Raw genomic sequence first — 19,814 nt, 5'->3', positions numbered from 1 at the left:
CATCGACAGATCACCCTCACCCTGGGGTGCCCGACACATCAGGGCCTCGAAGGGCGAGGCCGCCGGTACATCAATTCAGAGGAATGCTTCGAGGCCCGCGCTTCACGCGGGCACCTCAGCATGAGGGCGTTCAACCGCCCGCAGTCCCCGTGGGCCCCGTGGGGCGAGAAGCAGGACACCGGAACCAATTGCAATTGAAACTGTTAGCCCCTTGCAACAGCCAAGGAGAGAACATCATGCGCGCACTCAACCTCGTCACCCTGCTGCTCGTCATCGTCGGCGGCGTCAACTGGCTGCTCGTCGGGCTGGCCGATTTCGACCTCGTCGCCACCCTGTTCGGCGGTCAGGATACGGCACTTGCCACGATCGTTTACGTTCTGGTCGGCCTGTCGGCCCTCTGGCAGATCGTCCCCTTCGCCAAGGCCATGCAGGTCGGCGAGACGCGGGCAGAAGCCAATATCGGCGGTCATCGCTGATTGAAGCCATCTTCCGGATTGCAGCCCCATTTCAGGCTGCAACTCACAGGGCCAGCCACGCCGGCCCTGTTTTCGTTCGGATGGCACCTTTCATTCCGATGAACCCCGCGTCCCAAAAAAGTCCGCCCTGCCCCGTCCTTCGGCAGCGCCCGGCCAACGCTTCCTTAACGGCCTTGCGGTACATTATGATAGATTAAAAGACTGGACGGAGACCCGAGCGAAATGTCCAAACCGACCTTCCGCTTCACCCATTACGACCTGAAAGAACAGCGCGCCGGAACGATCATCGAGGTGACGCTGTCGGCCGTGAACAATGTGCGGCTGATGACGCCGACAAATTTCCAGCGGTTCAAGGAAACGCTGGACTTCAAGTTCCTCGGTGGCGTGGCGAAGAAATCGCCGATCAATATCGTTATTCCCGAGAGCGGCCACTGGCACTTGATCGTCGACATGGAGGGCCATCACGGACTGGCCGAATCCAAGGTCAAGATGATCGCGGCCCCGGCCGTGCAGCCGAAGCAGAAGGCCTCGTAAGGCCTCCATCCCCTTCCGCCAAACCTTGACCGTCAGCCCCTGCCGCGCTTGAGAACGGCTAAGGCGGCGCGTTGGCCGCTTTCCAGCGCGCCATGCACCGTGCCGAAATGGTCGCGGCTGGTATGCTCGCCGGCAAGCAGCAGTCGGCCTGAAGCCGGTCCCGCCAGGACATCGTGATCCCCAGGCCTCGCCCCGACGGCAGGATAGGAATAGGTCCCCAGCGCCAGAGGGTCGGTCGACCAGGCGTGGCGGGTGATGGCTTCAGGTGCCGGCACCGCCTGCCCGAACATGTCGCGCAGCACCGCCGTCACATCGGCGCGCAGGGCCGCCTCGTCCATGGCATCCACCTTGTCGGCGTAATCGCCGCTCGCCATCAGCGTGAGCACCGGGGCGTCGTGGATCGGCACCAGGCTGAGCATGTCGGCAAAGCGGCCACGCTCCTTGCCGGCATAACCGAGATAATGCAGGTCCGTCGGCCAGAAGACCCTGTCGAACAGCACGGAGACCTTGGCGAGATTGCCGAAGCCGATGGCGGCAATCGCGGCCTGATGTTCCGGCGGCAGCGGCGGATCGAAGGCGATGGCGCCAGCCTTCAGCACGCCGAGAGGCACCGCAACCACACAGTGATCCGCCTCGAACCGTGCCGTCGCGGTCTCCACGGTCACGGTGTCACCCGCATGGCGGACGTGGCGGACCGCCTCGCCCAGCCTGATGTCGAGACCGTCGGCAAGATGGCGCGGCAGGAGATCATAGCCCTGGAGCAACACGGCGTCCGGACCCGGATAGACCTCGCCGGAATTGAAATGCAGCGCCGAAATCGCCGAGAGCGGCGCACCGAGCTCGTTCTCCCACATGTCGGTGAGGCCCCAGTTGCCGATCGGCTCCTGCAAGAGTGCAGGGTCGAGCAGTTCGATGATGTCGAGGAGCGAGAGTGCGGCATCACCATCGGCTTCCTCGGCCGCCTTTTCCTCGATGCGCTCGATCTCCTCCCAGAGATCATCGATCTCGAAATCCTCGGGCTCCTCGCCGCCCGAAAGCAGGACGGCGGACTGCTCCTCGTCGACAAAGAAGGGCATGCCACCTGCCTTGGAGGCGAGCGCCGCGACGGGATTGCCGTTGAAACCGTGGATGAAATTGGCACCCTGCTCGACCGGCACACCGAGGCTGCGGTCGGTGAAGATTCGGCCACCGATCCGGTCACTGGCCTCGAGAACAACGACTTCGGCACCGGCTGCAACCAGCGTTGCGGCGGCAGAAAGGCCGGCCATGCCCGCGCCGACAACCACGACCTTCAGCCCCTTGCCGGCATCGGATGCCGGCGCCTGTGTGCCACCGATTGAGGGCCGCGCGGCCTCGGCGAGCGCCCGGCGTGCAAGCGGTGCGGAATACAGTGTTGAAGCCGTGAGCAACAGCAACAGGCGGCGTCGACGCAGGTCAGGCCGCATGCACCGCCTCCCCGGGGGGCAGGTCCTCGGCAAAGAAGGCGCGGCCACGACCGCCCTGCTTGGAGGCATAGAGGGCGCGATCGGCGTTCGACATGATGGCACGGGCCGAAGCGCCGTCTTCCGGCGCCGTGGCGATGCCAAGGCTGATGCCGACATCGACCTCCGGTCCGGTCGAGAGCGTGATCGACCGGGAGACCGAGGCGATGATCGACTGGGCGAGCATCGACAAGCGCGCCCTGTCGCGGAACGCATGGACGAGGATGACGAATTCGTCGCCGCCGACCCGGCCGACCAGACCGTTTTCACCAACGGCCTCGCGGAGCCGCTCGGCCACCACGCGGATGACCTCGTCGCCGGCGCCGTGGCCATGGAGATCGTTGACGGCCTTGAAGCGGTCGAGATCACAGGCGATCACCGCAAACGGCGCATGGGCCAGCCGATCCGCGGCCTCGTTCAGCGCCTTGTCGAAGCAGAGGCGATTGGCAAGGCCCGAGAGCGCATCCCGATGGGCGAGCTCGCGATTGCGCCACTCGCTCTCCTCCAGACGCTCCGACAGCCGGCCGATATAGCGGCCGAGCACGAAGCTTGCGGCGAACATGAGGCCGCAGAGCAAGACGACGGCGGGAACGACGATGGTCCAGATATCGGCACCCGGCTTGAACAGCGTGAAGTCGAAACTGCCGAGTGCCTGACCATCGGCGCTTTTCACCGTCAGCAAGCCGTCGCCATTGCGGTTGAACTGCAGGTATTCATATTCGAGTTGCGAGTTGAGGTCCGCCACCAGATCGGCATCGATCGGACGGGCGGAAACCAGGATGACCGGATCGCCTTCCGGCAGCGCCACCTCGCCGTCATCGGGCACGATCGCCATGGCGGTCGCCAGCATGACCTCTCCCTCGACTTCGGCAAAGCCGAAAGCCGCGATGGCATGGACCTGCGATGCCGGCACCGGCCGCTGGCCGAAACCGCCGTCGATCGTGGTGCGATGCGCATGGTGGCGGGTCAGCGCGAGTTCGGCAATTGCCCTCAGGTCATCGCCGGGCTTGAGATCGCGGGCGGTCAGATCCACCTCGTCCTGCCAGGCCGACATCAAGACACGGCCATCAGGGCCGATCAGGAAACTGCGCTCATGGCCAAAATCGTACCAGAGCGAAGAGACGAATTCCTCGATGACGTAGGAGGCGTGGAATTTGAGGGTGATGTATTTGACCGAGCGATCCCAGCGCGCCAGACCCAGCTGGTCGCGCGCCAGCAGGCTCTGGCGATCGCGCAGCACATTCTCCAGCAGTACGATCTGCTTTTTGGCAGCGATATCGTCGGCCTTGCGTGAGGCGATATAGCCGATGAAGAGCAGCGACAGAGCTGAAAGCGTGATGAGCACAATAGAGAACAGCTTGACCATGGCCGGCAGGCCAAAACGCGGCGCGACGGTCGCGCCCTGCATGTGCCATCCATCCATCTCTTTCGCCATGCACTATCCCCTGTTCGACCAGGAGCCTAGAGCACAGCGCTTAAATTCGGCTTAAGCTGAAATGACGATAAGCAAGTCTGTTTCAGCCGCCTCGCTCGCGGCGAAGCTTCGCCCACCAGTCGAGACGCTTCTTGATCTCCCGCTCGAAGCCGCGTTCCGGCGGATCGTAGAAGGTCTTGCGGCCCATTTTCTCGGGGAAATAGTCCTGGCCGGAAAAGGCATCCGGCTGATCATGGTCGTAGAGATAGCCTTCGTTATAGCCTTCCGCCTTCATCAGCTTGGTCGGGGCGTTCAGGATATGCTTGGGCGGCAGAAGCGAGCCGTGCTCCTTGGCGGCGCGCATGGCGGCCTTGTAGGCGACATAGACGCCGTTCGACTTCGGGGCGGTCGCGAGATAGACGCAAGCCTGCGCCAGCGCCAGCTCACCTTCCGGGGAGCCCAGATAGTCATAGGCGTCCTTGGCGGCATTGCAGACGACAAGCGCCTGCGGATCCGCAAGACCGATATCCTCGACGGCCATGCGGACCAGGCGGCGGCCGAGATAAAGCGGGTCTTCCCCGGCATCGAACATCCGGCAGAGATAATAGAGTGCCGCATCCGGATCCGAGCCGCGGACGGCCTTGTGGAGGGCCGAGATCAGATTGTAATGGCCGTCCTGACCCTTGTCGTAGACGGGCGCGCGGCGCTGGACGATGCGGCCGAGGCCCTCGGTGTCGAAGACCTCATCCGGACGGGCGGCGCGCCAGACTTCCTCGGCCAAGGTGAGCGAGGCACGGCCGTCACCATCGGCCATGCGGATGAGGGCCTGGCGGGCCTCGTCATCCAGCGGCAGCGGCTTGGCTTCGGTTTCCTCGGCGCGTTTCAAAAGCGTCTCGATGCTTTCGGCATCATGGCTTTTGAAGGTCAGGACACGGGCGCGCGACAGGAGAGCGGCGTTCAGTTCGAAGCTCGGATTTTCCGTCGTGGCACCGACCAGTATGACGGTGCCATCCTCCATGACGGGTAGGAAACTGTCCTGCTGGGCGCGATTGAAACGGTGGATCTCGTCGACGAAGAGCAGCGTCTGGCGGCCTTCCATGCGGCGCAGGCGGGCACTTTCGAAAACTTTCTTGAGGTCGGCGACGCCGGAAAAGATTGCCGAGATCTGCTCGAAGGCAAGCCCCGCCTCGCCGGACAGGAGCCGGGCGACGGTGGTCTTGCCGGTACCCGGCGGCCCCCAGAAGATCATCGAACCGAGCGAGCCGGAGGCGATCATGCGGGCGAGCACGCCATCCTCGCCGGTCAGGTGCTCCTGGCCCGTGACTTCACTCAGGCTTTTCGGCCGCAGACGATCGGCGAGCGGACGGCGCTCGGCCATTTCCTTCGACATCTGCGGCGCAAAGAGATCACTCATCGGAAGATCTGCCGGATGCGCTGACCGCCACGCTCGATCTCGACGCGCCAGAAACCGGGATCGCTTTCGGCCATGGTTTGCAGGTCATCAACCGAATTGATCGCCTCGCCATTGACCGAGACGACAATATCGCGCGGTGCAAAGCCGAGCCGGGCGGATGGAGAACCGCGCAAGACTTCGGTGACGACAACGCCGGTTACGTCGGAGGGCATCTTCAGCTCAGAGGCAAGACGCGGCGACAGATTGCCGGCACGGATGCCGGCAAAGGGGCTGCGGCCTTCGATCAGCTGGATATCACGCGGGCGGGTTTCAGGCGCGGAGGCAAGTTGAAGCGCCATGGTTTCCTGCGCGCCGTCCTGCTGGATCGTCAGTTCGGCCCGTTTGCCAAGACCGGCTGTGGACAGGCGGTACCCCAGGGCATCGGGATGCTCGACGGGGATGCCATTGACGGCGGTGATGACCTGGCCGGGTTTCAAGCCCGCCTTTTCCGCCGGGCCGCCTTCGACCACGCTCACCACGAGCGCGCCGCGCACGGTCTTCAGCCCGAGTGCTTCGGCAACGTCGGAGGTGACAGGCTCGAAACTTGCGCCGATATAGGGGCGCTCGAAGGAGGCATCGCCGCGGTCGGCTGCATCGAGGAAGACGCGAACGAGATTAGCGGGAATGGCGAAGCCGACGCCGTTGGAGCCGCCGCCGCGCGAGAAGATCGCCGTGTTGATGCCGATCAGTTCGCCATTCATGTTGACCAGCGCGCCACCGGAGTTACCGGGATTGATCGCGGCATCGGTCTGGATGAAGAAACCGAAATCGCCTTCCGTCACCTGGTTTCTGGCGAGCGCCGAAACGATGCCCGAAGTCACCGTCTGGCCGACACCAAAGGGGTTGCCGATGGCCAGCACGAGATCGCCGACCTCGGTCGCATCGGAATTGCCGATCGGCAGCGTCGGCATGGCCTCGTTGGTCTCGAATTTCAAAACCGCGAGATCGAGCCGGTCGTCCTTCAGCACAACCTTGACCGGAAACTCGCGGCCGTCAGCGAGCGCCACCTTGATATCGTCGGCGCCATCAATGACGTGGTTGTTGGTGACGACGACGCCATCCGCCTCGACGATGACGCCGGAGCCGAGCGAAGACTGCTTCTCCGTGCGGTTCGGCATGCGCTGGCCGAAGAACTGTTCGAAGAAGGGGTCGCCGGCAAACAGGCTGGAGCGGGTCTGAACGAGGCGCTCGGCATAGACGTTGACGACGGCGCCCCGCGCCTGCTTGACCAGAGGCGCGAAGGAGAGCTGCATCTCGATCTGGCTTTGCGGCACCGCCTTGTCCTGGGCAAGCGCCGGCGATGCGACAGGCGCGATCAGGGCGATGATGACGGCAACAGGTTTGAGGCAGTCGAAGCGCGGCATTCGAAGATCCTTCATGCGATATGGACGTTCTAGACCCGGTTCGTGCGCCGTCAAATAGGCAGAACCAAGGAAGGTGTATCGCAGATGGGGATAACGCGCGTCGGCCTCAAGTGCTGACGGTTTCGATGATGCGTGTCATGAGGCCGTGAAGCTCGTCCCGGTAGCCGGTGCGTGCCGATGGGGCGCTCTCATTCGATGTCATGGTGACGGTTACACCAAGGCTCGGTGTGATGTAGAGCATCTGGCCGCCATAGCCCCAGGCATAGTTCACCTGCTCGCCGGCCATTTCCTTGAGGAACCAGGCGTAGCCATAGCCATCGCCGTTGAAAACGGAGTTGGTGCGGCGGATCCAGCTTTCGCGGATCCATTCTTCCGAGATCAGCCGTGTACCGTCCTCGGTGACGCCACCGCGTCGATACAGTTCGCCGAAGGCGTGGAGCGACCGCGGCGTCATCGCCATCTGATTGCCGCCGAGATAGTAGCCCTGCGGGTCGCGGTGCCAGGAGCCGATGCGGAAACCTTCAAGCGGCTCCAGCCATTCACGGGCGAGCGCCAGCGTCGGCTTGCCGGAGACCTTGGTGAGGATGACGGAGAGGAGGTGGGTGGACGCGGTCGAATAGAGCATGCCGCCGCCGGGCTCCCCGACGAAATCGGCGGCGAGCGCGAAACGGGTCCAGTTCCGGCTCGCGACCCAGCGGCCATAATTGGGGCCGGACATGCGATCAAGGCCAGCGCGCATCGAGAGCAGGTGGCCGATCGTGATCTGTGACAGGCGGGGATCGGGATCGGCGGGAAACTCCGAGCGCAAGACAGTTTCGATGCGCTGGTCAACGCCTTCCAGAAGCCCCTTGTCGATGGCGATACCGACCAGCGCGGAGACGACGCATTTCGACGCCGACTTGATGTTGGTCGAACCTGTCAGCGAGTTGTTGCCATAGGCGCGCTCGGCGAGCGTCTCCCCATTGCGCGTGACGATCACCGTTTCCAGCGTCTCCAGGCGGCGCGCCTCCTCCAGCAGATTAGCGATTCGTGGTCGCAAAGCATCGAGATCCAAGGGGGCTGCTGTGGCCGGGGCTGCTGTGGCCGGCGTTGTCGCAGGCGACGGCTCAACCGTGGGCCCGGCCTCCGGCGCGGCGGTTTGTGCCAAGGCGTGTCGGCCGGAGATGACGGAGACAGCACCGGAGGCGCCGAGGATGGAAAGGAATGTTCTTCTCTGCATGTGTCCCAAGGTAGTGAGCATCGCGCGTGAGGGAAGCCTGAGCAGCCAAGATCTCACCGGATCGTGACGGATTTGCAAGAGACGTCGCGCGGAACGTTCTCCACGCGGCAACCGTTGCCCTGTTATCAGGAAAGGAGACCGACCATGTCCCGAACCCGCCCAGTTATATCCACCCTTGCCGCCTTCACGCTGGCCAGCGCCCTGTTGATCGCCCTTCCCCAACCGCTCCAGGCCGCCAGTTTCGATTGCCGTACGCCTGGCCTTGCGCCCGACGAGGCGGCGATCTGCCAGAACATCGACCTCAACGACATGGATGTGCGCATGGTGACGACGTTCGAACTGTTGCGCGAAGTCTTGCCGATGGGCAGCCGTGGCGCGTTGGAAGCCTCACAAATCGAATGGCTGGAAAAGCGCCGAGCATGTGAGGCGAACCTCGACTGTCTGGCCGCCGCCTATGCCAGCCGCATGGCAGAGCTGCGCAATGGCGTGGGCGAAGTGCTGAGCCTCATCGAGGGCGTGCCGCCCATCCAGAAAGTCAATTAGCATATTGCCTAAGTGGCGAAATAATACAGCCACAGGACAGCAGCCAGCAGTGCCGCGACGCTGCCAAAGACGAGGCTCCGACGACGATCTTGGCGCGAGGTCGCTCCTCCGGCGTAGTCGAACCGCTCGTAGACCACGTTCTTCATCGGAAGGCCGAGATCAAGCAAGGTGTCGGACACAGCCGTAACCATGCCGCCGGGGCCACACATCATTGCGACACAGCTGCGCGGCTCGATCCCGACAAGGAGATCCTTCAGCCGGGCATGATCGAGCCGACCGACCGCACCCTCGTAGCCGGGCGGCGAATCCTCACTGATCAACACGACTTCCAAGTCGAGCGCAGCACCGGCAGCGGCTATTTCGTCCAGACAGGCGAAATTGCTTGGCGTTCCCACAGCATAGGCGAGCCGGATGGGCCGCTTGTCGCGCCGTGCGGTCAGATCCCTCAGCATGCCGATGATGGGCGCAATCCCGACACCACCGGCGATAAGGAGGACGGCATCGCCTGGATGTGCCTCCATGGCGAATTCGCCATAGGGCCCGTCAATGCCGATGGGGGTGCCGGGTTGCAGATTGCCGATGCGACGGGTGAAATCGCCGACCTCCTTGATGATCAGGCTCAAGCCCGGACGAGTCGGGCTGTCGGCGATCGAAAACGGATGATCAAACAGCGGGAAGCGCCTTCGGCCTTCCGTCATCCAGACGAACTGGCCGGCATGATAATCGAGCGTCGGAGTGTTGTCGGCGGGCTGGATGTCGAGCTCCCACAGACGATCGGCGCGGCGCGTGACAGACCGAAGCCGCCACGGCTTGCGATGCAGATTGAGCCAGCGATAACCATAGAGGATCGCAAGCACAGCAAGAATCGTGGCGGCGATCAGGAACCAGTAGATCTCCAGAGGCCCCCTCGCTGCAAATCGGCCCGTGGAAATGGCATGGAGCAGCCCGCCGGCGGTTGCCACTGTGCCGAGAACGAGATGCGTTCCCCGCCAGACTTCGTAACGCCAGGGCAGACGGTTGCGCAACACTGACGACAGGACCAGGAGGATCAGGGCTGCCCAGGCAACCACGCCAGAGCGATAATGCGGCTGGGTCAGGTATGCGACCAGACGCTCCGTACCGAGGTTGGGATCCTCAAGCCAGGTCGGAGCGACATAGGCCAGAGGATGAAGGACGATGGCCAGAAGGATCCACCAGGCGGCAAGCTTGTGAAAGGCCATGATCTTGTCGATGCCGAGACGGCCGGAGACTACTTCGAAACGGCCGGAGGTCACAAACTGCACGGCCATGGCAGCCAGTCCGACCATGCCGAGGCCGGCGGCCAGTCGCTCCAGCGGATCGTGCGGCGAAACATCCGTCATCAGGGAGAGAGCAAGTGGCAGGGTGCATAGCCCGAGATAAAGGGCTGCCAGAAGGCTGGCCGGCAGACGGGGCAAGCGGCGGGCGGAGCGTTGCGACATGGTGGCGATGTCAGGCGTCACGGTTTCGGTCATGAGGTCCTCCTGAATGCCTTTCTAGCAGAAGAACGCGGTCCGGATTTGATCTCGGTCATGTCGCGACGTCGCTTTGCAGCGCATCATGCTCCCATCGCCACGACGCATACGACCGAGGAGGATCCCATGACGCCGCGACGACCAACCCGCATTTTCACCCTTTTCGCCAGCCTGGCGGCATGGACCGCCGTACTGATCGCCGCACCGTCCGTGCAGGCGAGCGACGACAGTCCGATCAGCAAACTGGTCGAAGCCTGGCTCTCTTCGCCACATGGCAACTACCATTCCCCGTCCTTCACTTACTGGAACAAGGAAGGGGAAGTTCCGAAGAACTGTGCCACCTGCCACTCCGAGACGGGCTTCCTCGATTTTCTCGGCGCAGACGGCAGCGCTGCAGGCAGCATCGAGCAGCCGGGTGTGATCAATTCGCCGATCGGCTGTGCCTCCTGTCATGCCGAGGCGGCGCATGCGCTGGATGCGGTGCGCTTCCCATCCGGCACGCAGGTGAGCGGACTGGGTAGTTCCGCGACCTGCACCGTCTGCCATCAGGGTCGGCAGTCGGGCGCTTCGGTCACCAAGGCGGTCGGCACGCTCGGGGAGGACGAGGTTTCGGCCGATCTCTCCTTCATCAACATCCATTATGCCGTGGCCGCCGCGACCCTGCATGGAGCGGATACGGCAAGCGGCTATCACTATCCCGGCAAGACCTATGCAGGGCGCTTCCAACATGTGCCAAGCGCCAACAGCTGTGTCGCCTGTCATGATCCGCACACCACCAACGTGGCTGAAGACAGCTGCATGACCTGTCACAGGGGCGTCGAGACCATTCGCGACATTCGCATGCGGCATGCCGATTACGATGGTGACGGCAATACCAAGGAAGGCGTGCATGGCGAGATCGGCACGCTGCATGAACGGCTCTACGCCGCGATCCGGGCCTATGGCGACGCCGTGCTCGACACGCCGATTGGCTATCACAAGGGACGTCATCCCTATTTCTTCGGGGATACGAACGGAGACGGGATCATCGGCGACGACGAGGCAGTGCGCGACAATGCCTACAAGGCCTGGACCCCTCGCCTGCTCAAGGCCGCCTACAACTACCAGGTCGCGATGAAGGACCCGGCGGGCTATGTCCACAACCCGGCCTATCTCCTGCAATTGCTGTATGACAGCCTCGAAAGCCTGTCATCGGCGGTGGAGATCGACATGCCCCAAATCTCCCGGCCTTGAGGTAGCGTCAGCGGGTTGAACTCTCCGCCTCCGCCCCAAGCCATGCCACGAAAGCGTTCACGGGAGGCCGCTTTGCCGCTGCCGGCGCGACCGTTGCGAAATAGGCGGTGCCGAGATCGAGGGCGCCATCGGGCCAGGACTTGAGGCTGCCATCGGCAACGAGCTTTTCGGTGATCGAGCGCCAGCCGAGCATCAAGCCACGGCTGTCGAGTGCAGCCTGAACCGCCTGCACGTAGTTGTCGAAGACATGGGACTGGCCGCGCGGCTTAGGCAGGCCGCGTCTTGCGAGATAATCGCTCCAACCTTCCCAGTGTCGCGCCTCCACTGTACGCACATGAATGAGCGGCGCGGCGTCCAGCCCGGCGCCCCTGGCCAAGAGGTCGTCGACCAGAGCCGGATGGCCGACAGGGCAAACGGTTTCGGAAAAAAGGCGCTGGGTCGTGCCATCTGTCCAGGTGCCACGGCCGTAGCGCAGGACGAGATCGGTGCCCGGCCAGATCTGCGGCAGGTCGGTGGGCGGCACCTGCACATTGACGAAGAGACCGGGATGGCGGGCGTAGAAATCGCTGAGGCGCGGCATCAACCAATGGGTGGCGAAACCCATGGTGCAGGCAACGGTCAAGCGCTGGTCTTCGAGGCCGCTGCTGGTGCGGATCTCCTCGATCGTCTCGGCGATCAGGTCGAGGCCATCGCGGGTGGCGCGGGCGAGTTGCTGACCGGGTTCGGTGAGCCTGGCCGGCCGGGTCGAGCGGTCGATCAGGACGGCGCCGACATGGTCTTCCAGCGCCTTCAGCGCCTGGGTGACGGCGGGCTGGGTGACATTCAAGGCGGCGGCTGCCTCGCGCATCGAGCCGAGCCGCGCGACGGCTTCGAATGTGGTCAGCAGACGCAGGGGCGGCAGACGGCTCAACTTAACCTCCAGCTTAACTCAGCATAAGCATAATCGCTCTGTTTTCCCCTGGGAAGTCGGATGATGATCTTCAAATAGGATCCGCTCTCTCGCCAGCCAGACTTAAGGAAAACCGCGATGAACATGCATGTTGCGACCGGGGCCGTCACACTCGCCGAAAAAGGCCTGCACCTGCCGCTCGCTGACGGCAAACAGGCTTACTTCAATTATTACTGGCTGCGCGACAATTGCCCCACTTCGTTCGACAGCAAGACTCGCGAGAGGAGCTTCGACATTTTTCATCTCTCAGCTGCCCCGCGCGCGGAGAGCGCCGAGTTGGAGGGCGATACACTCGTCATCCGCTGGGCGGGCGAGAACCACGTGTCACGTTTTCAGCTCGCGCTGCTTGAGCTCTACAGCGAAGGCAAACAACGGCCGGATCCGGCCGACCTGCCGCGCAAGGCGTGGTTCAGCGACCACTATCCTGACATTCCGCGTTTCTCGCAACCGGAGCTGATGCGCGATCCGGCCAAGGTTGCGGAGTGGATCGAGGCGATGATCGTCGAGGGCCTGACGATCGTGACCGACATGCCGGACAGCCATGAGGGGTTGACGGAAACCGTCAAGCTGATGGGCCATGTACGGCCGACCTTCTTCGGCGAATATTTCGACGTCAAGACGCATATCAACCCGACCAACACCGCCTACACGGCGAAGGCCTTGGAGCTTCATACCGACACCCCGGCAGAGGAACATGCGCCGGGCATCCAGTTCCTGCATTGCCGGGCCAATACCGTCGAGGGCGGCATGAGCATCTATTCCGACGGCGTCGCAGTCGCCAATGCTTTCCGCGAGATCGATCCTGATGGCTTCAAGCTGCTGTCGGAAATCGACATTCCGTTTTTCTGCGAGCATGACACTTATGACATGCGCTCGCGGCAGCGGGTGATCGAGCTCGACAAACATGGCGAGGTCTCTGGCCTGACGATCAGCCAGCATATGGCTGATCTGTTCGACCTGCCGCAGACCGTGCTCGACGACTATTACCCAGCCTTCTGCCGCTTCGGCAAAATGCTGCAGGACGACAAGTTCATGATGCGCTTCCTGATGAAGGCGGGTGACTGCATGGTGTTCGACAACCACCGCATCGTCCATGGACGGATGGCCTATTCGGCGACCAGCGGCGATCGCTATCTGCGCGGCTGTTATGCCGACCGCGAGGAGATGCGTTCGACCTACCGCGCGCTGACGACGGAAGGACGGTTCAAAACATGAATATCGCAGCTTCCGGAAACGATATGCTCGACGATGCGGCGCTGACCACGCTGCGTCAGGATCTCGCCGCTGCCTTCCGGCTCTGCCATCGCTTTGGCTGGAGCGAGTCGGTCGGCAATCATTTCAGCGCGGCGGTCTCGGCGAATGGGCGCAAGTTCCTTCTCAATGCGCGCTGGCAGCATTTTGCGACGATCAAGGCGAGCGATCTGCTGCTGCTCGATGCCGACGATCCCGATGTGATGAACCGACCGAATGCCCCCGACCCTTCAGCCTGGACCGTACATGGCACGCTGCACCGGATGCTGCCGGAGGCACGCGTGATCCTCCATTGCCATTCGCCCTATGCGGTGGCGCTTTCCTGCCTCAAGGACCCGACGCTTCTGCCGCTCGACAACAACACGGCACGTTTTTTCGGTCGGATCGGCTACGACCTCGACTTCGGCGGGATCGCCGATGCGGCGGAAGAAGGCGAGCGGCTTGTCGAGATGATACGCGGCAAGGCGGTGCTGGTCATGGGCAATCACGGCGTGTCGGTTGCCGGCGAGACGGTGGCGGATGCTTTCGAGGACCTCTATTTCTTCGAGAAGGCGGCCCAGACGATGGTGCTGGCGCTTTCGACCGGCAAGCCGCTGGCGGTGCTGTCGGATGAGATCGCGCAGGGCACGTCAGATGGCTGGATTCCCTATCGCGGCATGGCGGAGAAGCACTTCGCCTATCTTAAATCCTGCCTGGATAAGGAAGATTCGTCCTGGCGGGATTAGACTTCACAGATAAACGGGAATGACAAAGACCCGCCGGATCGCTCCGGCGGGTCTTTGATTTTGCAGGTGGCGGGACCGTTGACCTTTATTCCGGCAGCTGGCGCACCGCGCCCTTGTCGGCTGACGAGGCGAAGGCGGCGTAGGCCTTGAGTGCTGTCGTGACGTTGCGCTTGCGCTTTTCTTCGGGGAACCAGCCCTTGGCATCCTGTTCGGCGCGGCGGCGGTCCAGCTCGGCGGGGTCGACGACGAGGTTGATCGTGCGGTTCGGGATGTCGATGTCGATCAGGTCGCCTTCGCGCACCAGGCCGATCGCGCCGCCCTGGGCAGCTTCCGGCGAGGCATGACCGATCGAAAGACCGGAGGTGCCGCCGGAGAAGCGACCGTCGGTGACCAGCGCGCAGGCCTTGCCGAGGCCTTTCGACTTCAGATAGCTCGTCGGATAGAGCATTTCCTGCATGCCGGGGCCGCCCTTCGGGCCTTCGTAGCGGATGACGACGACGTCGCCGGCGACGACCTTGTTCGACAGGATGGCCTTGACGGCGTCATCCTGGCTTTCGAAGACGCGGGCCGGGCCCTTGAACTTCAGGATCGATTCATCGACGCCGGCCGTCTTCACGATGCAGCCGTCGATCGCGATGTTGCCCTTCAGAACGGCGAGACCGCCGTCCTTGGAGAACGGGTGATCGACCGAGCGGATGACCCCCTTTTCGCCGTCGGTGTCGAGATCGTCCCAGCGCGAGGCCTGCGAGAAGGCCTGGGTGGTGCGAACGCCACCGGGGGCGGCCTTGAAGAATTCGCGAACCGTTTCCGAATTGGTGCGGGTGATGTCCCAGCGGTCGATGGCATGGCCGAGGGTTTCGGCATGCACGGTCGGGCAATCGCGGTTGATCAGGCCGCCGCGATCGAGTTCGCCGAGGATGCGCATGATGCCGCCAGCACGGTGGACATCTTCCATGTGCACGTCCTGCTTGGCAGGCGCCACCTTGGACAGGCAGGGCACCTTGCGCGATAGGCGGTCGATATCGTCCATGGTGAAGTCGATACCGCCTTCATGGGCAGCGGCCAGGATGTGCAGAACCGTGTTGGTCGAGCCGCCCATGGCGATGTCGAGAGCCATGGCGTTTTCGAAGGCGGCCTTGGAGGCGACGTTGCGCGGCAGAACGCTTTCGTCGTCCTGCTCGTAGTAGCGGCGGGTGATGTCGACGATCAGGTGGCCGGCCTCGATGAAGAGGCGCTTGCGGTCGGCATGCGTTGCGAGCGTTGAGCCGTTGCCGGGCAGCGAGAGGCCAAGCGCTTCGGTGAGGCAGTTCATCGAATTGGCGGTGAACATGCCGGAGCAAGAGCCGCAGGTCGGACAGGCGGCTTTTTCGATCTCATCTACTTCAGCATCGGAGATGCTGTCGTCGGCAGCGGCAACCATGGCATCGACAAGATCGAGTGCCACCTTGCGGCCCTGCAGGATCGCCTTGCCGGCCTCCATCGGACCGCCGGACACGAAGACGGCGGGGATGTTGAGGCGCATGGCGGCCGACAGCATGCCGGGCGTGATCTTGTCGCAGTTGGAGATGCAGACCATGGCGTCGGCGCAGTGGGCGTTGACCATGTATTCGACCGAGTCGGAGATGATTTCGCGCGACGGCAGCGAATAGAGCATGCCGTCATGGCCCATGGCGATGCCGTCATCGACGGCGATCGTGTTGAATTCCTTGGCAACGCCGCCGGCGGCTTCGATTTCACGGGCAACGAGCTGGCCGAGGTCCTTCAGGTGGACGTGGCCTGGCACGAACTGGGTAAAGGAGTTGACGACCGCGATGATCGGCTTACCGAAATCGCCGTCCTTCATGCCGGTCGCGCGCCAGAGGCCGCGGGCACCGGCCATGTTGCGGCCGTGGGTGGTGGTTCTCGAACGATAGACGGGCATGGGTGTCACCTCGATGGCTTGTTCGCCGCCATGCCTGCACCCTCGGCGCCAAGGCAAGGCGGCCATTTTGGAACTGGTCTAAGCCATGTCCCCTGCCCTGTCACTAGCATCCAAGGGCAAATCGGTACGCCTTGACCTCACGGAGGGTGCGTCTTTGTTCGCATTTTAGTGATCGGCTTAAGCCTGCGGCAAGATGTGTTTACTAGAGTTTACCGCGGAAAGGGGAGTCATGATGACCCGGAAACCTGCCCGCGTGATTCTGCTGAAAGATGCCCGCCAGAAGCTCAATCCCGAGCCTGCGCCGCGCTGGAACCCGTTCAAGGCACTCTACCGGATGCGCCGCATCCTGACGATGGCCTGCCTTGCGGTGCTGGCCGTCATTCATTTCGAAAAGCTTCCCTATTCCTATCTGGTTGTCCCGGCATCGAACAAGCTGATCGACTACGCCATCACCGGCGCGGTCGCGCCCCGTACCGAGCCAATCGAAGGCCGCTTCGTTACCTGTGTCGGGGCGCAGCGGATCAACTGCGTCGTCGACGGCGATACCTTCTGGTATCGGGCGGTGAAATACCGGATCTCTGATATCAATACGCCGGAGATCGGGCGCCCTGCCTGCGAGCGGGAACGCGCGCTCGGGCTCGAGGCGCAGGTTGCGCTGCTTGATGCCCTGAATGGCGGCGATCTCGTGATGGAGCGCCGGGAGCGTCGCGACACCGATCGGTATGGCCGCAAGCTTCGGGTGGTCCTTCACGACGGACGCTCTGTCGGCGATGATATGATCGCACGCGGCATCGCTCATCGGTGGGAAGGGCACAAGCAGAACTGGTGCAGCTGAGGCGTGTCGGCGAACAACGCCGATCCTTACACGCGCCGGCCGGCGCGGACCTACACGAAATTGTTCCTGTCGGACTTCTTTTCCAGACGATGAAACTCTGGTCTCTATGCTCCCGTCTTCTATTTTAGAGTGACAGAGAAAGCCTCAAGAGGTCTGCCATGCCGGTCTACTATCCGCCGAAGATTGCAAGTTCCGAGATCACGCCAAAGTCGCTCTATCTCAAGCGACGTCATTTCATGGGTGTAGCGGCCGGCGGCATCGCCGCGGCCGGGCTCGGCGCTCCGGCTTTGGCGGCGCCACTGGCTGCAAAACCCAGCATCTACAAGCTCGATGAGAAGCTGACCTCGAAAGAGGACGTGACGACCTACAACAACTTCTATGAGTTCGGCACGGGCAAGGAAGATCCGTCCCGCAATGCAGGGTCTCTGACCACACGGCCCTGGACGATCGAAGTGGGCGGACTGGTGGCCAAGCCGCAGGTGATCGACATCGAAACGATCATGAGCGAGATTGAGATGGAAGAGCGCGTCTACCGGATGCGCTGCGTGGAAGCCTGGTCGATGGTAATCCCGTGGATCGGCTTCCCGATCTCGGCTCTGCTCGACCGGGTCGAGCCTCTGGGTTCGGCGAAATATGTGGCGTTCGAAACGCTTGTAAGACCCGAGGAGATGCAGGGACAGGCCGGCATCTTCCAGGCGCTGGAATGGCCCTATCGCGAGGGCCTGCGCCTCGATGAGGCACGCCATCCGCTGGCGATCCTTGCGACCGGCCTTTACGGCGAGACGCTGCCCAACCAGAACGGAGCCCCGATCCGCCTCGTCGTGCCGTGGAAATACGGCTTCAAGGGCATCAAGTCGATCGTCAAGATCACGCTGACGGAAGAGGAGCCGGTGTCGACCTGGAATAAGCTTCAGCCGTCCGAGTATGGCTTCTACGCCAACGTCAATCCTGCTGTCGATCACCCCCGCTGGAGCCAGGCGACCGAGCGGCGGATCGGCGAAGCGGACGGGCTCTTCGGTGGGGCGCGGATCGATACGCTGCCGTTCAACGGTTATGCCGACGAGGTCGCAAGTCTCTATGACGGCATGGACCTGACGAAGTTCTACTGATGGCTGCGCTTGCACTCCCGGCCCTCCCCGCCCGCTACAAGCCGGCGTCGATCTGGGCGCTTTATGCCATCGGGCTGATGCCGGGGCTATATGCCTTCTATCTCGGGATCTTTGGCGGACTGGGCGCTGATCCCGTGCGTGCCTTCGAGCATCTGCTGGGGCTCTGGGCCTTCCGTTTCCTCTGCCTCGGCCTGGCTGTCACCCCATTGCGGGATCTGCTCGGCATCAATCTCATCGCCTATCGGCGCGCGCTCGGTCTGTTGGCATTCTACTACGTGCTGGCGCATTTTGCCGTATATCTGACGTTGGACCGGGGTCTGATCCTGTCCTCGATCGTCGGCGACATCCTGAAGCGTCCCTACATCATGCTCGGCATGGCGGGGCTTTTGATGCTGATTCCGCTGGCGCTGACCTCCAACCAGTGGTCGATCCGGAGGCTCGGTCAACGCTGGAACAAGCTGCACAAGCTGACCTATCCGATCCTGCTCGTGGCAATCCTGCACTACGCGCTGTCGCTGAAGGTGATCGATCCGGAGGCGGCCTTCTATATCACAGTCACGATCCTGTTGCTCGGTTACCGGCTGCTACGGCCGAAGATCATGGAGCGGCGGCGGGCCAAGCGCATGGCGGCGACGCGGGCCTGACAGCTTATTCGACAATCGACAAACAAGGGGTGTAACCGATGAGAAGCCTTCGAAAGACATGGAGTGCGGCGCTTGCCGGTGCCGTGATGCTCGCCACGGCCGGTGTTGCCAATGCCATCGAGATTGCGCCCTTCCAGGCTTCGGCTTTCGAAGCTGCGAAAGCGGAAGGTAAATCGGTGGTCGTCGACGTCACAGCCAGTTGGTGCAGCACCTGCAGGGCCCAGACCAAGATCATCGACACGCTGGCGGCCAAGCCGGAATTCAAGGACGTCCTCGTCCTGAAGCTCGACTACGACAAGCAAAAGGACGAGATGCGCAGTCTTGGGGCACAGAACCGCTCGACGCTGATCGCGTTCAAGGGTGCAGACGAGACGGGCCGCAGTGTCGCCGACACGAACCCAGCCTCGGTCGAACAGCTCTTCGCCTCGACCCTGGGACAATGATGCCATGCTGGGCAGCGCTCTCCTTGCCTTTCTCGCGGGCGTGCTGTCCCTGCTCAATCCCTGCACACTGCCGCTGATCCCGATTGTTCTGGGAACAGCGATCAACCGTCATCGCTACGGACCCGTCGCGCTTGCGGCGGGGCTGACGCTTTCCTTCGTGACGATCGGTCTCTTCGTCGCGCTGGTCGGCTTCTCAGTCGGCCTCGACTTCACCGTCTTCCGGATGGTGGCCGGGATCATCATGATCGTGTTCGGGGCGGTTCTCATCGTGCCGATGGCCCAGCACAGGGTCGCTGCGGCCGCCGGACCGGTCGCGGCCTGGTCGCAGTCACGCTTCGGTCAGGTCGACGACAAGGGTCTCAAGGGGCAGTTTCTCGTCGGTCTGCTTCTTGGCGCCGTCTGGAGCCCCTGTGTTGGCCCTACCCTCGGCGCTGCCTCGCTGATGGCGTCCCGTGGCGAAAACCTGCTGCAGGTGATCACGACCATGGTCGCCTTCGGTTTCGGTGCGGCGCTGCCGCTGCTCCTGATCGGAATGCTGTCACGCGAGGCACTTGCACGGTCGCGTCATCGTCTGTTGACGCTGGGTCAGGCGGGAAAGAGCCTGATGGGCGGGCTGCTGATCATCACAGGCGCACTCGTGGTTTCGGGCTTCGACAAGACCATCGAGATCTGGATGCTGGAAAATTCGCCGGAGTGGCTGATCGACCTGACCACACGCATCTAGAGC

The 19,814-nt window shown here is 62.8% G+C and carries 19 protein-coding genes; 11 read left to right on the top strand and 8 right to left on the bottom strand.

Annotated features, from left to right (window positions below; genetic code table 11):
• Positions 1-236 precede the first annotated feature (236 nt).
• On the top strand, positions 237-476 hold the full coding sequence (locus GH983_RS07355; protein WP_054150998.1) for a DUF378 domain-containing protein: 240 nt from the start codon (positions 237-239) through the stop codon (positions 474-476).
• A gap of 222 nt (positions 477-698) precedes the next feature.
• A complete protein-coding gene (locus GH983_RS07350; RefSeq protein WP_054150997.1) occupies positions 699-1,010 on the top strand; it encodes a DUF1883 domain-containing protein in 312 nt (103 codons plus the stop codon).
• 32 nt (positions 1,011-1,042) lie between these two features.
• On the opposite strand, the gene GH983_RS07345 is transcribed toward GH983_RS07350, so the two are convergent.
• The 5 genes from GH983_RS07345 to GH983_RS07325 form a co-directional block, all read right to left on the bottom strand.
• A complete protein-coding gene (locus GH983_RS07345) occupies positions 1,043-2,455 on the bottom strand; it encodes an FAD-dependent oxidoreductase (RefSeq protein ID WP_194842796.1) in 1,413 nt (470 codons plus the stop codon).
• Complete coding sequence (locus GH983_RS07340) at positions 2,445-3,926, bottom strand: diguanylate cyclase domain-containing protein (RefSeq protein WP_153762037.1); 1,482 nt, start codon at positions 3,924-3,926, stop codon at positions 2,445-2,447. The genes GH983_RS07345 and GH983_RS07340 overlap by 11 nt, the downstream gene beginning before the upstream one ends.
• 82 nt (positions 3,927-4,008) lie before the next feature.
• On the bottom strand, positions 4,009-5,319 hold the full coding sequence (locus GH983_RS07335; RefSeq protein WP_153762036.1) for a replication-associated recombination protein A: 1,311 nt from the start codon (positions 5,317-5,319) through the stop codon (positions 4,009-4,011).
• Entirely contained in the window at positions 5,316-6,722 is a 1,407-nt protein-coding gene (locus GH983_RS07330; protein ID WP_069041563.1) for a DegQ family serine endoprotease, read from the bottom strand. The genes GH983_RS07335 and GH983_RS07330 overlap by 4 nt, the downstream gene beginning before the upstream one ends.
• A 106-nt stretch (positions 6,723-6,828) precedes the next feature.
• Positions 6,829-7,941, bottom strand: coding sequence for a serine hydrolase (locus tag GH983_RS07325; protein WP_150127401.1), 1,113 nt, complete (start codon positions 7,939-7,941; stop codon positions 6,829-6,831).
• Between the two features lie 144 nt (positions 7,942-8,085).
• On the opposite strand from GH983_RS07325, the gene GH983_RS07320 reads away from it, so the two are divergent.
• Entirely contained in the window at positions 8,086-8,484 is a 399-nt protein-coding gene (locus GH983_RS07320) for a lysozyme inhibitor LprI family protein (protein WP_246727522.1), read from the top strand.
• An 8-nt stretch (positions 8,485-8,492) separates the two neighbouring features.
• On the opposite strand, the gene GH983_RS07315 is transcribed toward GH983_RS07320, so the two are convergent.
• The gene (locus GH983_RS07315; protein ID WP_069041564.1) at positions 8,493-9,977 is read right to left on the bottom strand and encodes a ferric reductase-like transmembrane domain-containing protein; all 1,485 of its coding nucleotides are present in this window, start codon (positions 9,975-9,977) and stop codon (positions 8,493-8,495) included.
• Positions 9,978-10,103: 126 nt separating this feature from the next.
• Between GH983_RS07315 and GH983_RS07310 the strand changes: the two genes are divergently transcribed.
• Positions 10,104-11,210, top strand: coding sequence for a polyheme membrane-associated cytochrome C (locus GH983_RS07310; protein ID WP_236759312.1), 1,107 nt, complete (start codon positions 10,104-10,106; stop codon positions 11,208-11,210).
• A 7-nt stretch (positions 11,211-11,217) separates the two neighbouring features.
• Here the strand turns inward: GH983_RS07310 and GH983_RS07305 are convergent, their stop codons facing one another.
• On the bottom strand, positions 11,218-12,120 hold the full coding sequence (locus GH983_RS07305; protein ID WP_153762035.1) for a LysR substrate-binding domain-containing protein: 903 nt from the start codon (positions 12,118-12,120) through the stop codon (positions 11,218-11,220).
• A 117-nt stretch (positions 12,121-12,237) separates the two neighbouring features.
• Between GH983_RS07305 and GH983_RS07300 the strand changes: the two genes are divergently transcribed.
• Both GH983_RS07300 and GH983_RS07295 read left to right on the top strand, forming a co-directional pair.
• Positions 12,238-13,374 (top strand): TauD/TfdA family dioxygenase, encoded by a 1,137-nt coding sequence (locus GH983_RS07300; protein ID WP_153762034.1) that lies wholly within the window; start codon positions 12,238-12,240, stop codon positions 13,372-13,374.
• A complete protein-coding gene (locus GH983_RS07295; RefSeq protein WP_153762033.1) occupies positions 13,371-14,135 on the top strand; it encodes a class II aldolase/adducin family protein in 765 nt (254 codons plus the stop codon). The genes GH983_RS07300 and GH983_RS07295 overlap by 4 nt, the downstream gene beginning before the upstream one ends.
• 85 nt (positions 14,136-14,220) lie before the next feature.
• Here GH983_RS07295 and ilvD read toward each other — a convergent pair whose 3' ends face one another.
• Positions 14,221-16,056, bottom strand: coding sequence for a dihydroxy-acid dehydratase (gene ilvD / locus GH983_RS07290; protein WP_153762032.1), 1,836 nt, complete (start codon positions 16,054-16,056; stop codon positions 14,221-14,223).
• Positions 16,057-16,285: 229 nt separating this feature from the next.
• Between ilvD and GH983_RS07285 the strand changes: the two genes are divergently transcribed.
• The 5 genes from GH983_RS07285 (at position 16,286) to GH983_RS07265 (ending at position 19,811) form a co-directional block, all read left to right on the top strand.
• Entirely contained in the window at positions 16,286-16,891 is a 606-nt protein-coding gene (locus tag GH983_RS07285) for a thermonuclease family protein (protein ID WP_210251771.1), read from the top strand.
• 158 nt (positions 16,892-17,049) lie between these two features.
• Entirely contained in the window at positions 17,050-18,000 is a 951-nt protein-coding gene (msrP, locus tag GH983_RS07280; RefSeq protein WP_153762030.1) for a protein-methionine-sulfoxide reductase catalytic subunit MsrP, read from the top strand.
• Complete coding sequence (msrQ, locus tag GH983_RS07275; protein WP_194842831.1) at positions 17,997-18,644, top strand: protein-methionine-sulfoxide reductase heme-binding subunit MsrQ; 648 nt, start codon at positions 17,997-17,999, stop codon at positions 18,642-18,644. Before msrP ends, msrQ begins: the two co-directional genes overlap by 4 nt.
• Before the next feature lie 38 nt (positions 18,645-18,682).
• On the top strand, positions 18,683-19,087 hold the full coding sequence (locus tag GH983_RS07270) for a thioredoxin family protein (RefSeq protein WP_054150986.1): 405 nt from the start codon (positions 18,683-18,685) through the stop codon (positions 19,085-19,087).
• Between the two features lie 4 nt (positions 19,088-19,091).
• Positions 19,092-19,811: a cytochrome c biogenesis CcdA family protein gene (locus GH983_RS07265; protein WP_153762028.1), complete on the top strand. Its 720-nt coding sequence runs from the start codon at positions 19,092-19,094 to the stop codon at positions 19,809-19,811.
• Positions 19,812-19,814 lie beyond the last annotated feature (3 nt).

The sequence above is a fragment of the Agrobacterium sp. MA01 genome (assembly GCF_009650195.1).
In the GTDB taxonomy this organism is placed as follows: domain Bacteria; phylum Pseudomonadota; class Alphaproteobacteria; order Rhizobiales; family Rhizobiaceae; genus Allorhizobium.
Note: the sequence above shows the minus strand (reverse complement) of the source record. Positions and strands in the feature narration are given on the sequence as shown.

What these genes read in the sequence shown, in the direction of transcription:
- GH983_RS07355 (WP_054150998.1), top strand. Translation starts at nt 237, where the DNA reads ATGCGCGCACTCAACCTCGTCACCCTGCTGCTCGTCATCGTCGGCGGC.
- GH983_RS07330 (WP_069041563.1), bottom strand. Translation starts at nt 6,722, where the DNA reads ATGCCGCGCTTCGACTGCCTCAAACCTGTTGCCGTCATCATCGCCCTG.
- GH983_RS07320 (WP_246727522.1), top strand. Translation starts at nt 8,086, where the DNA reads ATGTCCCGAACCCGCCCAGTTATATCCACCCTTGCCGCCTTCACGCTG.
- GH983_RS07285 (WP_210251771.1), top strand. Translation starts at nt 16,286, where the DNA reads ATGATGACCCGGAAACCTGCCCGCGTGATTCTGCTGAAAGATGCCCGC.
- GH983_RS07265 (WP_153762028.1), top strand. Translation starts at nt 19,092, where the DNA reads ATGCTGGGCAGCGCTCTCCTTGCCTTTCTCGCGGGCGTGCTGTCCCTG.
- GH983_RS07345 (WP_194842796.1), bottom strand. Translation starts at nt 2,455, where the DNA reads ATGCGGCCTGACCTGCGTCGACGCCGCCTGTTGCTGTTGCTCACGGCT.
- GH983_RS07315 (WP_069041564.1), bottom strand. Translation starts at nt 9,977, where the DNA reads ATGACCGAAACCGTGACGCCTGACATCGCCACCATGTCGCAACGCTCC.
- GH983_RS07300 (WP_153762034.1), top strand. Translation starts at nt 12,238, where the DNA reads ATGAACATGCATGTTGCGACCGGGGCCGTCACACTCGCCGAAAAAGGC.
- GH983_RS07325 (WP_150127401.1), bottom strand. Translation starts at nt 7,941, where the DNA reads ATGCAGAGAAGAACATTCCTTTCCATCCTCGGCGCCTCCGGTGCTGTC.
- GH983_RS07335 (WP_153762036.1), bottom strand. Translation starts at nt 5,319, where the DNA reads ATGAGTGATCTCTTTGCGCCGCAGATGTCGAAGGAAATGGCCGAGCGC.
- GH983_RS07340 (WP_153762037.1), bottom strand. Translation starts at nt 3,926, where the DNA reads ATGGCGAAAGAGATGGATGGATGGCACATGCAGGGCGCGACCGTCGCG.
- GH983_RS07295 (WP_153762033.1), top strand. Translation starts at nt 13,371, where the DNA reads ATGAATATCGCAGCTTCCGGAAACGATATGCTCGACGATGCGGCGCTG.
- msrP (WP_153762030.1), top strand. Translation starts at nt 17,050, where the DNA reads ATGCCGGTCTACTATCCGCCGAAGATTGCAAGTTCCGAGATCACGCCA.
- GH983_RS07310 (WP_236759312.1), top strand. Translation starts at nt 10,104, where the DNA reads ATGACGCCGCGACGACCAACCCGCATTTTCACCCTTTTCGCCAGCCTG.
- ilvD (WP_153762032.1), bottom strand. Translation starts at nt 16,056, where the DNA reads ATGCCCGTCTATCGTTCGAGAACCACCACCCACGGCCGCAACATGGCC.
- GH983_RS07270 (WP_054150986.1), top strand. Translation starts at nt 18,683, where the DNA reads ATGAGAAGCCTTCGAAAGACATGGAGTGCGGCGCTTGCCGGTGCCGTG.
- GH983_RS07350 (WP_054150997.1), top strand. Translation starts at nt 699, where the DNA reads ATGTCCAAACCGACCTTCCGCTTCACCCATTACGACCTGAAAGAACAG.